The organism is Achromobacter sp. E1, assembly GCF_037039475.1.
Taxonomy (GTDB): domain Bacteria; phylum Pseudomonadota; class Gammaproteobacteria; order Burkholderiales; family Burkholderiaceae_B; genus Achromobacter; species Achromobacter mucicolens.
The window spans coordinates 1262050-1276786 of record NZ_CP146253.1 but is presented as its reverse complement, the minus strand read 5'-3'; the positions used below and the strand labels follow the sequence as shown (position 1 = coordinate 1276786).

Genomic DNA, 14737 nt, shown 5'->3' with positions numbered 1-14737 from the left:
TCAGTGCTGGACGGCGGCGCGCGCGTCCTCGGCGTCGGCCTGCGCCAGTTCGCGGGCGCGCGGCGTATCGTTGGCGGCGCGGTGGTCCCGGGCAAACACGGTGTAGACGGTGGGCAGCACGAACAGCGTGAAGAGCGTGCCGACCAGCAGCCCGACCACGATGACCAGTCCCAGGCTGTAACGGCTGTGCGCGCCGGCGCCGGTGGCGAACAGCAGCGGAATCAGCCCCATCACCATCGCCGCCGTGGTCATCAGGATGGGACGCAGGCGGATGCGCGCGGCCGCTTCCATCGCCGCGCGCCGGTCCAGCCCATGGCTGACCTGCATCTCGTTGGCGAACTCCACCATGAGGATCCCGTGCTTGCTGATGAGCCCGATCAGCGTCACCAGGCCGATCTGCGTATAGATGTTGACCGTGGCCATGCCCAGCGCCAGCGGAATCAGGGCGCCGCAGATCGACATGGGCACGCTCACCAGGATGATGAAGGGATCGCGCAGGCTCTCGTACTGGGCGGCCAGCACCAGGTAGATGACGATGATGGCGAAGATGAAGGTGATCATCAGCGCCGACCCTTCCTGCGTGAACTGCCGCGCATCGGACTGCCAGTCGTAGCTGAAGCCCGCCGGCAGCGACTGCGCCTCGCGCGTGAGGAACTGCACGGCATCGCCCATCGTGACGCCCGGCATGGGAATCGCCTGGAACGTGGCGGCGTTCAGCTGGTTGAATTGCGTGAGCTTGTTGGGCTCCACGCCCATCGACACCGATACCAGGTTGGACAGCGGCACCTGCGCCCCCGAGGCGCTCTTGACGTGGTACTGCGCCAGCGCCTGCGGCGAGATGCGCTGCTCGCGCAGGCTTTGCGGAATGACGTCATAGGAACGCCCGTCCATGCCGAAGCGGTTTACGTAGTTCTCGCCCACCAGCACCGCCAGCGTGTCGCCGATGGCCTTCATGGTGACGCCCAGGCTGTTGGCCTTGCTGCGATCCACCTTCAACTGCACGACGGGGTTGTTGTAGTCCAGGTCGCTGTCCACCACCATGAACAGGCCGCTTTCCCTGGCCGCCTTCTTCAGGCTTTCCATGGCGTCAAAGACCACGGCATAGTCCGACGCGCTCATCAGCACCATCTGCACCGGCAGCCCGCCCGTGGAGCCGGGCAGCGACGGCAGCTGGAACGCAAAGATGTTGCTGCCTTCGACCTGGTTCGCCATCGACTGCATGTCGGCCTGGATCTCGTCGGCCGAGCGCGTGCGGTCCTGCCAGTCCACGAAGTCCACGCCCCCGATGCTGTTGGAGACGCCGTCGGACCCGTTGATCAGCCAGCGCCCCTTCTGCTCGGGCAGCGTCTTCATGACGTCGTCCCACTTCTTGCCGAACTTTTCGACGTAATCGATGTTGGCCTGCTGCGGCGACTTGATGGCGGTGAGCACCGTGGACTGGTCCTCGACGGGGGCCAGCTCCTGCTGCGCGGCGTTGTACAGGAACGGCAGGCTGGCCAGCACGGCCACCGCCAGCACGCCGGTGACCCAGCGGTGATGCAGCGACACGTCGAGCACGCGGCCGTAGGCCTCGCCCAGGCGGCCGAAGAAGTGCTCGGCCTTGCGCGCCATCCAGCCATCGGCGACCCGGCCATTCAAGAGAAACGAGCTCATCACCGGCGACAGCGTCAGCGCGATCACGCCGGAGACCACCACCGACCCGGCCAGCGTGAAGGCGAATTCCTTGAAGAGCGAACCGGTCAGGCCGCCCATCAGCCCGATCGGCGCATAGACGGCCGCGAGCGTGATGGTCATGGCGATCACCGGACCGGCGACCTCCCGCGCGCCGATCAGCGCCGCCCGCACGGGCGACTTGCCCTCCTCGATGTGGCGGTGCACGTTCTCGACCACGACGATGGCGTCGTCCACCACCAGGCCGATGGCCAGCACCATCGCCAGCAAGGTCAGCAGGTTCACGCTGAAGCCAAAGAGGGCCATGATGGCCGCGCCGCCCAGCATGGACAGCGGAATGGTGACGACCGGAATCAGCACCGCCCGCAGCGAGCCCAGGCACAGGAAGATCACTGCCACCACGATGACGATGGCTTCGAGCAGCGTCTGCGTCACGCCGTCGATCGAGGCGCTGATGAAGCGGGCCAGTTCGAACGGCACCTGCACGCTGGTGCCCGGCGGCAGGTTCTGCTTGATGTTGGGCAGCAACTCGTTCAGGCGCTTGACGATGACCAGCGGATTGCCGACCGGCGTGGCGTTCAGGCCGAAGTACACGGCCGGCTCGCCGTCCATCAGGCCGCTCGAATCGGTGGACGCCGCGCCCAGTTCCACGGTCGCCACGTCGCCCAGCCGGACGACGGCGCCGCCTTCGTGCTTGACCACCAGGTCCCGGAACTCGGCCACATTGACGAGGTCGGTGTTGACCTGGATGTTGGATACCACGTACAGCCCCTTGGCCTGACCGGGCGCCGCCTGCACGTTGTTCTGGCGCAGCGCGTCGGCCAGCTCGCCAGCCGAGATGCCGCGCGCCGCCATGCGGTCCGGGTCCAGCCATACCCGCATCGCCAGCTTCTGCCCGCCGTATAGCTCGACGCTTGCCACCCCATCGATGGACGAGAGCTGCGGCTGCACCACCCGCGACAGGTAGTCCGTCAGCGCGGCCAGCGACAGGTTCGTGCTGGAAAAGCCCACGTAGGCAACGGCCGTCGCCTCGCCCGCGGACTTGACCAGGACCGGGTCATAGACGTCCTGCGGCAGGCGGTACTTGACCTCGTTGACCTTGGCCATCACCTCTGTCATGGCCTTGTTGGAGTCGGCGTTCAGCTTCATCCGCACCGTGATCACGCTGCGGCCCTGGGTCGACGACGACGACAGGTAGTCGATGCCCTCGACGGTGGCCACGGACTGCGCGATGGGCTGCGTGACGAAACCCTGCATCAGATCGGGCGAGGCGCCCGGATATTGCGTCGTGATGGTGATGGTGGTGCTTTCGGTCAGCGGATATTGCCTGACGGGCAATCCGCTCAGGGCCTTGATGCCCAGCAGCAGGATGAGGGTGCTGACCACCAGCGCCAGCACGGGACGGCGCACGAACAGATCGGTGAACTTCATGTTGGCCTCCGCACCTTACCGGGCCTGCGCCACGGCGTATCCCGGCGCGGCCAGCGCCACGGTGTCGTCCGGCAGGATCTCGACGGCGGCGCCGTTATGCAGGCGCAGCTGGCCCGACGTCACGACCCGGTCGCCCGCCTTCAGCCCCTCGGTCACCACGACCCGGCCGCGCAGGCGCTCGCCGGTTTTCACATAGGCCTGCCTGACGGTCGGCGCCGCGGCAGCAGCGTCTGGCGGCGTCACGACGTAGACCGAATCGCCGTAGGCGCTGTAGCTGACGGCCGTCTCCGGCACGGTGATGACATCCGGGCGGTCGGGCAGTCCGATCCGGCCCTGCGCGTACATCCCCGCCGACAACGCGCCGTCGGGATTGGCCAACAGGGCCTGCACGCGGACCGTGCGGGTGCCCGGGTCGACCTGCGGCTCCACGGTGGTGACCTTGCCCGGGAACTCGCGGCCCGCGTGCGCGTCCACCGTCACCGACACCGGCTGGCCCACCCGCAGCACACCCAGCGCCTGCTCGGGCAGCGTCAGGTTGGCGTACAACGAGGACGCATCCGTCAGCGACACCAGCGGATCGCCCGCGCGTGCAAACTGGCCCAGGTTCACGCGGCGCACGCCAAGCACCCCGTCGAACGGCGCCCTGATGCGCTTCTGGTCGATCAGCGCCTGCACGCGCCGCACGTCGGCGGCCGCCTGTTCATGGTCGGCCACGGCCTGGTCGAGCTGTTCACGCGTGGCGGCCTGCAGCGGCACCAGCCGGCGCGTGCGATCCAGCAGGGCACGCGCATTACGCGCCTGGGCTTGCAGCCGCGCCAGTTCGCCCTGCTCGGGCGCGTCGTTCAACTGCACCAGCAACTGCCCGGCCTTGACCGCCTCGCCCGGGGTGAACAGGATCTGCGCCACGCGCCCATCGACTTCCGCCGCCACCAGCACCTGGCGGGTGGCTTCCAACGACCCGATGCCGGCAAGCACCACCGGAAAATCCGCCTGCACGGCGGGCGCCACCGCAACCTTGGCCGGCGGCATCGCCCACCCGCCGCCTTGCGCGGCCGCCTTCGATTTCCAGTACACCGCCCCGCCGGCCAACGCCGCCGCCATTGCCAGGGCGACGACCGCCCCTGCCCTGCTTCTCGCCTTCATGATTCGCTCGCTTTTGATTTAAACAAGAATTTGCTTGGATAATCCACGAATCGCGGGATTTCGTCAAAGCAGCGAAAGCAATGAAGGGGATAGCGCCGGCCTATTGGCCAAAAAAAAGCCACGCGGACAGCGTGGCTAAAGGGGAATGAACATGGGCCTGGCGGCGCGCCGACTAACCGCGAACCATGTGCAGGTAATGGCGGTGCCGCTCGTATTGGTCGAGGATGTCGCCGATGACGGCGTCGCGGCTCCAGCCCATGATGTCGTAGTCCTGCCCGCCCTCGCGCAAGTGCACTTCGGCGCGGAAGTATTTGCGCTCGTCTTCGTCGGCGGCCTCGTCGGGGGTCAGGCTGGGACGCACGAAGGCCTGGGGCTGCACGGCGTAGGAAAAATCCAGGTGTTCGCCATGCGAGACCTCGAGGATTACGCCGCCCTCGTTCTCATCTTCGCGCACCTGCACGGCATAGCCTTGCTTGCGCAATTCGTCGGCCACGTCTTCCAGCGCAGGCCGCACCACGTCCGCGATGAAGCGCAGCACATGGGCGCGGCGCGGCATCATGACCATGTTGCGAAGACGCCGCTCCCAGGATTGGCCGCCGCGCGCCGGCCGCGACAGCGTCAGGGACTGGTAACGGATGCCGCGCTTGGTGGCGTCCAGCTTGAGCGCCTTGAACAAACCCCAGAGCGACAGCAGCAGGATGATCGAGAACGGCAGCGCGCTGGCGATGGTGGCCGTCTGCAACGCGGTCAGGCCATCGGCCAGCAGCAACGCGATGGCGACCGCGCCCATCAGCAACGACCAGAAGATCCGCTGCCAGACGGGCGAACGGTCCTGCCCGCCGGACGCCAACAGATCCACCACCAGCGCGCCCGAGTCCGCGGATGTCACGAAAAACACCGCGACCATCACGATCGCCACGATCGACAGCAGGCCGCTTCCCGGTAATTGCTCGAGAAAGGCAAACAGGGCGAGCGAGGAGTCTGCCTCTACCACCTGCGCAAGTTCCTGCACCTTGTCGACGAGAATCATGTGAATCGCCGTGTCGCCAAACACCGTCATCCAGAAGAGGGTGAAGCCGGCAGGCACCAGCAGCACGCCCGCCACGAATTCGCGAATGGTGCGGCCGCGCGAAATGCGGGCGATGAACAGGCCAACGAAGGGCGACCAGGCGATCCACCACCCCCAGTAGAACAAGGTCCAGCCGCCAATCCAGTCGGTGGGCTCGTAGGCGTACAGATTGAATGTCTTGTTGACGATATCGGACAGATAGGCGCCGGTGTTCTGCACGAATGCCTGAAGCAGAAATACGGTGGGCCCCACGACCAGGACGAATAGCAGAAGCACCACGGCCAGGATCAGGTTGGTTTCCGACAGGATCCGGATTCCCTTGTCCAGGCCACTTGCCACGGACAGGGTTGCAAGCCCGCAGGTCACAACAATCAGGATGATCTGCGAAGTTACGCCGACGGGAATGCCGAACAGGTGGTTCAGCCCGCTGTTGATCTGGGCAACACCCAGTCCAAGGGAAGTCGCGACACCCAGCACGGTGCCAAGAATGGCGAACACATCCACGGCGTGCCCAATCGGTCCGTGGATTCGGTTGCCGATCAGGGGATAAAGGGCGGACCGCAATGTCAGGGGCAACCCGTGCCGATAACTGAAAAAGGCCAGTATCAACGCCACGATCGCGTAGATCGACCACGCATGCAGGCCCCAATGAAAGAACGTGATCTTCATCGCTTCGCGCGCGGCAATGACCGTGGCGCCCTCGCCGACCGGCGGCGACATGAAGTGCATCACGGGTTCGGCCACGCCGAAGAACATCAGTCCGATGCCCATGCCCGCGGAAAAGAGCATGGCGAACCAGGTGAAGTTGCGGTAGTCGGGTTCGCTGTGGTCGGGCCCCAGCTTGATATCGCCGTATCGGCTCAGCGCCAGGAACACCACGGCCAGCAGGATGATGGCGACCACCAGGATATAGAACCAGCTGACGTTGCCGAGAATCCAGCGCTGAACGGCGTCGAACAAATTCTGCGCGGTCTGGGGCGCCAATATGGCAAAGCCCACGAGCAGCAAAGTAAAAACCGCCGCCGGAAAAAACACGGGGCGATTGATCGTTGAAGTTCGGGTTTCCGAAGTCATGCGGCAGCTCCTTACGCCCGAGGTTGAACACGTGCAGCGCGAGCCCCCTCAGTCAAACCGCGCGCCGTCGCTATTACTATCACGACATAAACATGCCTGACAACTCGCGATCCTTACTGAGATTTCGTGATCTCGGAATCGGTCGGATAAGGCCTGGCGGCGTCAGTCCGGCTTCGCGTCGCCGAACACCACGCGGCGAAAGAACCCGGCAAGCACGGCCTCGGTCATCTCGGGCGTGACGGCCTGGGGGTCGAAGGCAACGCTGAACTGCATGCCGTCGGACAGGGCCAGAAGGCCCACCGCCAGCTGCTCGGCCGGCAGCGGCAGCGGCGTGCCGACCTGGGCCGAGAACTGGCGGATGTATTCGGTGGTGGCTGCGCGCAATTCGCGCAGACAGGCGACAAAGCCCACACGGAAGTCCGGATCGCGCGCCGCCTGCAGCTTGCCTTCCATCCACAGCAGGAAGCAGTCGTTTTCGCGAAAGTGCGCGCTGTAGTAGTCGAGCACGCGCGCTTCCATCTGCGACCGGCTCTCGCCGCCTTCGAAAATGGCGCGCATGTCGGCCATGACGTTTTCGTGGTCGCGCTTGAGCAGTTGCAGGAACAGCTCGGACTTGCTGCTGAAATTGGAATAGAACGCGCCGCGCGTGTAGCCCGCCTGCTCGGCAATGTCTTCGACGCTGGCGGCCACGAAACCCTTCGACAGAAAAATCGACTGCGCGGCGTCAAGCAGGCGCTGGCGCGTCTGATCTCGGCTTTGCTCTCGGGTCAGGCGGACTTTGGACATGGCGCGAGTTTAGCACCGGCGCGCATTTCAGATTCATCTTTGTATTCAAATACAAGACTGTATTAGAATTCAGTCCGTATCGAGTCTGACTCGTCCCTTTCCTGCCCCATTTCCGCGCAGCGAGGTGTTTCGTGAATTGTTTTGGCCCGGGCGCGCATCCCATCGCGCGCCATGCCGTTGCTGCTGCAGCACGGATCGTTCCCGCCGTTTCGCCCCGCCGCCGCACGCGCCTGTTGGCTATGTCCGCTGTCATCGCAATGGCCGCCGCCATGGCCGGCTGCGGCCGTGACCAAGCCCCTGCCCCGGCGCCGCGCCCCGTCGTCGCCATGCCCGCGCAGGCAGACGAAGCCCTGCCGGCCTGGACGCTTCCTGGTGAAGTGCAGGCGCGCTACAGCACGCCGCTGTCGTTCCGCGTGGGCGGCAAGATCGTGGAACGCAAGGTGCGGCTGGGCGACTCCGTGTCCCCCGGCCAGGTCCTGGCCAAGCTGGACCCGGCCGACGCCACCAAGAACGCTGCCGCCGCGCGCGCGGCGCTGTCGGCGGCCCAGCACCAGCTGGACTACGCCCGCAAGCAACTGGATCGCGATCGCGCCCAGGCGCGCGAGAATCTGATCGCCGCCACCCAGCTCGAGCAGACCCGTAATGCCTATGCCTCGGCCCTTGCGCAGCGGGATCAGGCCGCGCAGGAGGCGGCGCTGGCGGCCGACCAGCTCAACTACACGACGCTGCACGCCGATCACGCGGGCGTCATCACTGCCGAACAGGCGGACACGGGACAGAACGTCGCCGCCGGCACCCCCGTCTATCAGTTGGCCTGGGCGGGCGACATCGACGCGCTGTGCGACGTGCCCGAAAGCGTGCTGGCGGGCCTGGAAATCGGCCAGCGCGCCACCGTCACGCTGGGGCCCTTGCCCGGCCAGACGTTCACGGCCGTGCTGCGCGAGATCGCGCCGGCCGCCGATCCGCAAAGCCGCACCTACCGCGCCAAGCTCACATTGGAATCGCCCTCGCCCGAGGTCCGGCTGGGCATGACGGCCAACATCAGTTTCGATAACCGCCAGGCCAACGGACGGACCACCTATACCGTGCCGGCGACGGCCCTGTTCCATGACGGCCGCGAGCCGGCGGTGTGGATCGTCAAGCCCGAGGCCGACACGCTGGAACTTCGCCGCGTGCAGGTGCTGCGCTACGACGCGCGCACCGTCACGCTGTCGCACGGGTTGGCGGCGGGCGAGCGCGTGGTGTGGCAAGGCGTGCACACCGTGTCGGCCGGCGAAAAGGTACGCCCGGTGCCGCCGCTGCATCCCGAGGATTTCGCGTCATGAGCGCCCCCGGCCAGGATCCCGGCCAGCAGGCTGACCAAGACGCCCATCGCCACGAGGAAGGCCGGTTCAACCTGTCGGCCTGGGCGCTGCGGCATCAGCCGCTGGTGATCTTCATCATCACGCTCGTCACGCTGTTCGGCGTGCTGTCGTACTCGCGGCTGGCGCAGTCCGAAGACCCGCCCTTCACCTTCCGCGTCATGGTCATCCAGACCCTGTGGCCGGGCGCCACGGCGCAGCAGGTCCAGGAGCAGGTCACCGACCGCATCGCCAAGAAACTCCAGGAGACCGCCAACACCGACTTCCTGCGCAGCTACTCGCGGCCCGGCGAATCCCTGATCTTCTACACGATGAAGGATTCGGCGCCGGCCAGCACCGTGGCCGAGCAGTGGTATCAGGTGCGCAAGAAGGTGGGCGACATGCGGGCCACGCTGCCGCAAGGCGTGCAGGGCCCGTTCTTCAATGACGAGTTCGGCGATGTCTACACCAACATCTACACGCTGCAAGGCGACGGCTTTTCGCCCGCGCAGCTGCGCGACTATGCCGACAAGCTGCGCACCGTGCTTTTGCGCGTGCCGGGCGTGGCCAAGGTGGACTATTTCGGGGATCAGCCCGAACACATCTACCTCGAGATCCCGAACACGCAGCTCACCCGGCTGGGCGTGTCGCCGCAGGAAATCGCCGAGGCGATCAACAGCCAGAACGCCGTGCAGGGCGCGGGCACGCTGACCACGGCGGACGACCGCATCTTCGTGCGGCCCACGGGCCAGTTCCCGAACAGCCGCGCCCTGGCGGACACGCTGATCCGCGTGAACGGCAAGTCCGTCCGGCTGGGCGACATCGCCACCCTGCACCGCGGCTACGACGATCCCCCGGCGCAGCAGGTGCGGTTCCAGGGCGAAACCGTGCTGGGCATCGGGATCACCATGCAGCCGGGCCACGACGTGGTGCGCCTGGGCAAATCGCTGGACGCCAAATTCAAGGAACTGCAGGCCGAGCTGCCCGCGGGCCTCGCGCTGACGGAAGTGTCCAGCATGCCGACGGCGGTGTCGGAGTCCGTCGACGAATTCCTGCGTTCCGTGGCCGAAGCCGTGGCGATCGTGCTGGCGGTGAGCCTGGTGTCCCTGGGGTTGCGCACGGGCATGGTGGTGGTGATCTCCATCCCTGTGGTGCTGGCCATCACGGCGCTGTTCATGGAGATGTTCGGCATCGGCCTGCACAAGGTGTCGCTGGGCACGCTGGTGCTGGCGCTGGGCCTCTTGGTGGACGACGCCATCATCGCGGTCGAGATGATGGCGGTGAAGCTGGAACAGGGCTGGAACCGGACACACGCCGCCGCGTTCGCCTACACCAGCACGGCCTTTCCCATGCTGACCGGCACCCTGGTCACCGTGGCGGGATTTCTGCCCATCGCGCTGGCCAAGTCCAGCACCGGCGAATACACGCGCTCGATCTTCCAGGTGTCGGCCATTGCGCTCATCACCTCGTGGTTCGCGGCCGTGGTGCTGATTCCGCTGCTGGGCTACCGCCTCCTGCCCGAGCGCAAGCGCGAGGCGCATCTGCCGCACGACCACGAGCACGACATCTACAACACCCGCTTCTACCAGCGCCTGCGCGGCTGGGTGGCGTGGTGCGTGGACCGGCGCTATCTGGTGCTGGCGGGCACCGTGCTGGTGTTTGCCGTGGCGATGGCGGGCTTCAGATTCGTGCCGCAGCAGTTCTTTCCCAGCTCCGACCGCAGCGAACTGCTGGTGGACGTGCGCCTGCAGGAAGGCGCGTCCTTTGCCGCGACGCTGCGCCAGGTCGAGCGTCTGGAAAAGGCGCTGGAGGGCCGGCCGGAGATCGCGCACTCGGTCAGCTTCGTGGGTACCGGCGCGCCGCGCTTCTACCTGCCGCTGGACCAGCAGCTTGCCACGCCCAACTTCGCCCAGCTCGTCATCACCACGCATTCGGTGGAAGACCGCGAAAAGCTCGCGCAGTGGATGGCGCCGATGCTGCGCAGCGACTTCCCCGCGATCCGCAGCCGCCTGTCGCGCCTTGAAAACGGGCCGCCGGTCGGCTATCAGGTGCAGTTCCGCGTCAGTGGCGACAAGATCCCCGAGGTGCGGGCGGTGGCCGAAAAGGTGGCGGCCGAGGTGCGCGCCGACAAGCGCTCGGCCAACGTGCAGTTCGACTGGGACGAGCCTTCGGAAAGATCGGTGCGGTTCGAGGTCAACCAGCAGAAGGCGCGTGAACTGGGCATCACTTCCAGCGACATCTCCAGCTTCCTGGCGATGACGCTCTCGGGCTACACCGTGACGCAGTACCGCGAGCGCGACAAGCTCATCAACGTCACCCTGCGCGCCCCGCGCGAAGAACGGGTCGACCCGGCCCGCCTTGCCACGCTGTCCATGCCCACGGCGAACGGTCCCGTGCCGCTGGGCAGTATCGGCCAGGTCCGCTACGACCTCGAGTACGGCGTCATCTGGGAGCGCGACCGCCAGCCCACGATCACTGTCCAGGCCGACGTGACGGGCGATGCGCAAGGCATCGACGTCACGCACGCCATCGACAAGAAGCTGGACGCCCTGCGCGCCGAGCTGCCCGTGGGCTTTCGCATCGAAGTCGGCGGCCCCGTGGAGGAAAGCGCCAAGGGCCAGACGTCCATCAACGCGCAGATGCCCTTGATGGCGGTGGCCGTGCTGACGCTGCTGATGGTGCAGCTGCAGAGCTTTTCCCGGGTGCTGATGGTGGTGCTGACTGCGCCGCTGGGACTGATCGGCGTCGTGGCCGCGCTGCTGCTGTTTGGCAAGCCTTTCGGCTTTGTCGCAATGCTGGGCGTGATCGCCATGTTCGGCATCATCATGCGCAACTCGGTCATCCTGGTGGACCAGATCGAGCAGGACATCCGCGCGGGCCACAAGCGCGTGGACGCCATTGTCGGCGCCACGGTGCGGCGTTTCCGGCCGATTACGCTGACCGCTGCCGCCGCCGTGCTGGCGCTGATCCCGCTGCTGCGCAGCAACTTCTTCGGCCCGATGGCGACAGCCCTGATGGGCGGCATCACCATCGCCACGGTGTTGACGCTGTTCTTCCTGCCCGCCCTGTACGCGGCGTGGTTCCGCGTGAAGCACGATGAACGCGACGAGCCGGAAGGCGTGCCGCCCGGCGCCAACGCGGGCGACACGGTGGAACGAGGAGCCTGACCATGCGCATCCCCTTCACTTTCCAACGCGTCCGGTTTGCGGCGCTGCCGCTGATGCTGGCACTGGGCGGCTGCGCCTTCGCGCCGGACAGCAAGCCGCCCGCCATGGCGCAACCCGCGCAATATGGCGTCGAGGCCGCGCCCCCCGCGGGCGCCACCGCCCAGGGCGTGGCGCAACGCTTCGAGCGCGGCGCGCACCCCGTGCCGCAGTGGTGGAAGCGCTACGGCTCCGAGGCGCTGAACGCACTCGTCGAGGAAGGCCTGGCCAACAGCCCCGACCTGGCCGCCGCCGAACGCAACCTGGCCGGCGCGCGCGAGCAATTGCGCGGGCAGGTCAATTCCTCGTTGCTGCCTTCGGTGGACGCGGGCGCCAGCGCCACGCGCAACCGCGCGCTGACGATGCCCGAACTGCCCGAACCCACGGCGCTCTTTAACGTCTTCACGGGACAGGTGCAGGCCAGCTACAACCTGGACCTCTTTGGCGCGGCGCGCTTTGCCAACACCTCGCTGGCGGCGCAGGTCGCGCAGCAGGCCTATCAGCTTGAAGCTGCCCGGCGCTCGCTCGCGGCCAACATCGTCACCGGTGCGATCACCTCGGCCGCGCTGGCCGAACGCGTGGCGCTGACGGAAAAGCAGGCGGTGCTGCTGCGGCAGGTGGCGCATGACACGCAACGCCGCTATGAATACGGCTCTGCCTCGCAGAACGATGCGCTGGCCGCCGACCAGGACGCCGCCACGCTGGAGGCGTCCTTGCCCGGGCTGCGCGCGCAGTGGCATGCCACGCGTCACGCGCTGGCCGTGCTGCTGGGCCGCAGTCCGGACCAGGCGCCCGCCGACCTGGCCTTCGACACGCTGGCCGTGCCCGAGGCGGTGCCCGTGGTGGTGCCGTCGGAACTGCTGGCCTCGCGGCCGGACATCCGGGTCGCCGAAGCGGCGCTTGAGGCCGCCGCGGCCGACGTGGGCCTGGCCACCGCGCAGATGTTTCCCAGCCTGTCGCTGTCGGCGTCCATGGGCAAGGGCGGGTTCTCTTGGGCCGACGCCTTGTCAGGGGGCGGTTCGATCTGGGCCATTGGCGCGTCGCTGACGCAGCCGATCTTCCATGGCGGGCAATTGCTGGCCGAACGCAGCGCCGCGAAAGAACGGTACGAGGCCGCCGTCCTGCAATACAAGCAGACCGTGCTGACCGCGTTTCGTGATGTGGCCGACACGCTCTCGCGCCTGGATGCGGGCGGACAGGCGCTGGCGTCGGCGGAAGCCTCGCGGCGCGCGGCCGAACAGTCCTATCGGAACACGGCCAGCCGGGTGAAGTTGGGCGCGCTGGCGCCTTACACCCAATACGCCGCCGAGCAGCATTACGTCGCTGCGCGCCTGCGCGAACTGGAATACGCCAACAGCCGCATGACGGAAACGGCGGCGCTGTTCCAGGCAATGGGGTCGCCGGTCGCCGCCGCACCGCAAAGGTAGCGATCCCGCGCGCCGGTCTTTGTGGCGCGCCGGGACCAGCTGGCGCATCAGCCTTTCTTGAACAGGCGCTTGACCAGACTCACCGCGCCCAGCACGACCGCGCCGGCGACGATGCCGAACAGGGCATTGAGCAACGTGGACACCAGCGCGTGCACGACGCCGCCCCCGCCCACCGCGGCGGCGGCATGTTCGATGGCCGCGTGCACGGGGGGAATGCCGTGGGTCAGGATGGCGCCGCCGACCATGAACATGGCGGCCGTGCCGACCACGGACAGGGTCTTCATCAGGTAAGGCGCCGCGCCCACGATCCGCTCGCCCAGCCAGGCCACCGCGCGCGACGAATTCTGGCTCAGGTGCAAGCCCAGGTCATCGAGCTTGACGATGCCCGCGACCAGGCCGTAGACGCCCACCGTCATCGCAATGGCAATGATGGACAGCACCGCGACCTGCCGTGTGAAGTCGGCGCCCGCCACCGCGCCCAGGCTGATGACGATGATTTCCGCCGACAGGATGAAGTCGGTGCGCACCGCGCCTTTGATCTTGGTCTTCTCGAACGCGACCATGTCGACCGACCGGTTCTGCAGCGCCTCGGAGAGCGCGGCGTGATGCCCTTCCGGGGATTCGCCATGCGCCAGGAACTTGTGCGCCAGCTTCTCGACGCCTTCGTAGCAAAGAAAGGCGCCGCCCAGCATCAGGAGCGGCGTGATCGCCCAGGGCGCGAAGGCGCTGATGAGCAGCGCCGCGGGCACCAGGATCAGCTTGTTGATGAAGGAGCCCTTGGCCACCGCCCAGACGACGGGAAGCTCGCGGTTGACGGGCACGCCGCTGACCTGCTGGGCGTTGAGCGCCAGGTCGTCGCCCAGCACACCCGCCGTCTTCTTGGCGGCCACCTTCGTCATGACGGAAACGTCATCCAGGATGGTGGCGATATCGTCGAACAACGCGAAAAAGCTGCTTCCGGCCATCAAGATCCCCAGGCGCCCAATAAGGTGCTCCGAGTGTACAGGCGGCGGCCGGCGGATTCATGCAACCGAGCTGTCGGTTTTCATTCCGTTTGTGTCCGGATCGGGGCGGGTTGTGCGCCGTGCGCACCGCCGCGTCTGAAGCGTCTGGCGGGTCTGGCGCTACATCGCCTCGATGCGGGGATAGAGATCGCGGTTTTCGCGCTGCATGCGCTCGTACACCCGGCGCAGCACGGTGTTGGCGTCGTCGCGAAAACCCCGCTCGTCCAGTTCAAGGCTGCGGGCATTGTTCCAACGCTTGGCAAAGCCTTCGTAGGCGGCGGCGATGGCGTCCATCTCTTCCTGGAATTCGCGTCCCTTTCGCGCCAGGTCGGCGTCCGCGCTGCGCGCCACTGCGGGATACAGCGCGCGGTCCTCGACTGCCAGATGCAGTTTGATGGTGGCGCTCATGGTGACGATGCCCTGGGCGATCTCGGCCGCGTTGCGCGCCACGCCGGCAAGGGCCAGCTTGCGCAGCGACGCGATGCCTTCAAGGATATCCACGTGCTGCTGCTTGAATTTGTCGATGTTCATACGGACCTTCCCTGCTGATGCCGCGGGGCCGGCAGGCCCCGCCCTTCCTTGCCGCACG

At 66.8% G+C, this 14737-nt stretch carries 9 protein-coding genes; 3 read left to right on the top strand and 6 right to left on the bottom strand.

Going from position 1 to position 14737, the window contains the following annotated elements; all coding sequences use genetic code 11:
- The 4 genes from V6V88_RS05825 to V6V88_RS05810 all read right to left on the bottom strand — a co-directional run bounded on the left by V6V88_RS05825 (position 1) and on the right by V6V88_RS05810 (position 7174).
- On the bottom strand, positions 1 to 3102 hold the full coding sequence (locus V6V88_RS05825; RefSeq protein WP_338618337.1) for a MexW/MexI family multidrug efflux RND transporter permease subunit: 3102 nt from the start codon (positions 3100 to 3102) through the stop codon (positions 1 to 3).
- Between the two features lie 15 nt (positions 3103 to 3117).
- Complete coding sequence (locus tag V6V88_RS05820) at positions 3118 to 4245, bottom strand: efflux RND transporter periplasmic adaptor subunit (RefSeq protein WP_223574528.1); 1128 nt, start codon at positions 4243 to 4245, stop codon at positions 3118 to 3120.
- A 172-nt stretch (positions 4246 to 4417) separates the two neighbouring features.
- Complete coding sequence (betT, locus tag V6V88_RS05815) at positions 4418 to 6388, bottom strand: choline BCCT transporter BetT (protein WP_062840494.1); 1971 nt, start codon at positions 6386 to 6388, stop codon at positions 4418 to 4420.
- A gap of 162 nt (positions 6389 to 6550) precedes the next feature.
- The gene (locus tag V6V88_RS05810; protein WP_062840493.1) at positions 6551 to 7174 is read right to left on the bottom strand and encodes a TetR/AcrR family transcriptional regulator; all 624 of its coding nucleotides are present in this window, start codon (positions 7172 to 7174) and stop codon (positions 6551 to 6553) included.
- A 239-nt stretch (positions 7175 to 7413) separates the two neighbouring features.
- Here V6V88_RS05810 and V6V88_RS05805 point away from each other — a divergent pair, with 239 nt between their 5' ends.
- The 3 genes from V6V88_RS05805 to V6V88_RS05795 are packed head-to-tail and all read left to right on the top strand — an operon-like array spanning position 7414 to position 13144.
- Entirely contained in the window at positions 7414 to 8499 is a 1086-nt protein-coding gene (locus V6V88_RS05805; protein ID WP_223574526.1) for an efflux RND transporter periplasmic adaptor subunit, read from the top strand.
- On the top strand, positions 8496 to 11681 hold the full coding sequence (locus tag V6V88_RS05800; RefSeq protein WP_223574524.1) for an efflux RND transporter permease subunit: 3186 nt from the start codon (positions 8496 to 8498) through the stop codon (positions 11679 to 11681). Before V6V88_RS05805 ends, V6V88_RS05800 begins: the two co-directional genes overlap by 4 nt.
- A gap of 2 nt (positions 11682 to 11683) precedes the next feature.
- Positions 11684 to 13144: an efflux transporter outer membrane subunit gene (locus V6V88_RS05795; RefSeq protein WP_223574522.1), complete on the top strand. Its 1461-nt coding sequence runs from the start codon at positions 11684 to 11686 to the stop codon at positions 13142 to 13144.
- Between the two features lie 47 nt (positions 13145 to 13191).
- Here the strand turns inward: V6V88_RS05795 and V6V88_RS05790 are convergent, their stop codons facing one another.
- Together V6V88_RS05790 and V6V88_RS05785 are read right to left on the bottom strand one after the other, a co-directional pair.
- Positions 13192 to 14109 carry a DUF808 domain-containing protein gene (locus V6V88_RS05790; protein ID WP_280001869.1) on the bottom strand — a complete coding sequence of 306 codons (918 nt, stop codon included), beginning with the start codon at positions 14107 to 14109 and terminating at the stop codon, positions 13192 to 13194.
- A 159-nt stretch (positions 14110 to 14268) separates the two neighbouring features.
- Positions 14269 to 14679, bottom strand: a complete 411-nt coding sequence (locus V6V88_RS05785; protein ID WP_223574518.1) for a hemerythrin domain-containing protein — start codon at positions 14677 to 14679, stop codon at positions 14269 to 14271.
- Between the last annotated feature and the right edge of the window lie 58 nt (positions 14680 to 14737).

Coding starts and splice junctions, on each gene's coding strand:
- V6V88_RS05795 (WP_223574522.1), top strand. CDS start 11,684: ATGCGCATCCCCTTCACTTTCCAACGCGTCCGGTTTGCGGCGCTGCCG.
- V6V88_RS05785 (WP_223574518.1), bottom strand. CDS start 14,679: ATGAACATCGACAAATTCAAGCAGCAGCACGTGGATATCCTTGAAGGC.
- V6V88_RS05800 (WP_223574524.1), top strand. CDS start 8,496: ATGAGCGCCCCCGGCCAGGATCCCGGCCAGCAGGCTGACCAAGACGCC.
- V6V88_RS05805 (WP_223574526.1), top strand. CDS start 7,414: ATGTCCGCTGTCATCGCAATGGCCGCCGCCATGGCCGGCTGCGGCCGT.
- V6V88_RS05810 (WP_062840493.1), bottom strand. CDS start 7,174: ATGTCCAAAGTCCGCCTGACCCGAGAGCAAAGCCGAGATCAGACGCGC.
- V6V88_RS05825 (WP_338618337.1), bottom strand. CDS start 3,102: ATGAAGTTCACCGATCTGTTCGTGCGCCGTCCCGTGCTGGCGCTGGTG.
- betT (WP_062840494.1), bottom strand. CDS start 6,388: ATGACTTCGGAAACCCGAACTTCAACGATCAATCGCCCCGTGTTTTTT.
- V6V88_RS05790 (WP_280001869.1), bottom strand. CDS start 14,109: ATGGCCGGAAGCAGCTTTTTCGCGTTGTTCGACGATATCGCCACCATC.
- V6V88_RS05820 (WP_223574528.1), bottom strand. CDS start 4,245: ATGAAGGCGAGAAGCAGGGCAGGGGCGGTCGTCGCCCTGGCAATGGCG.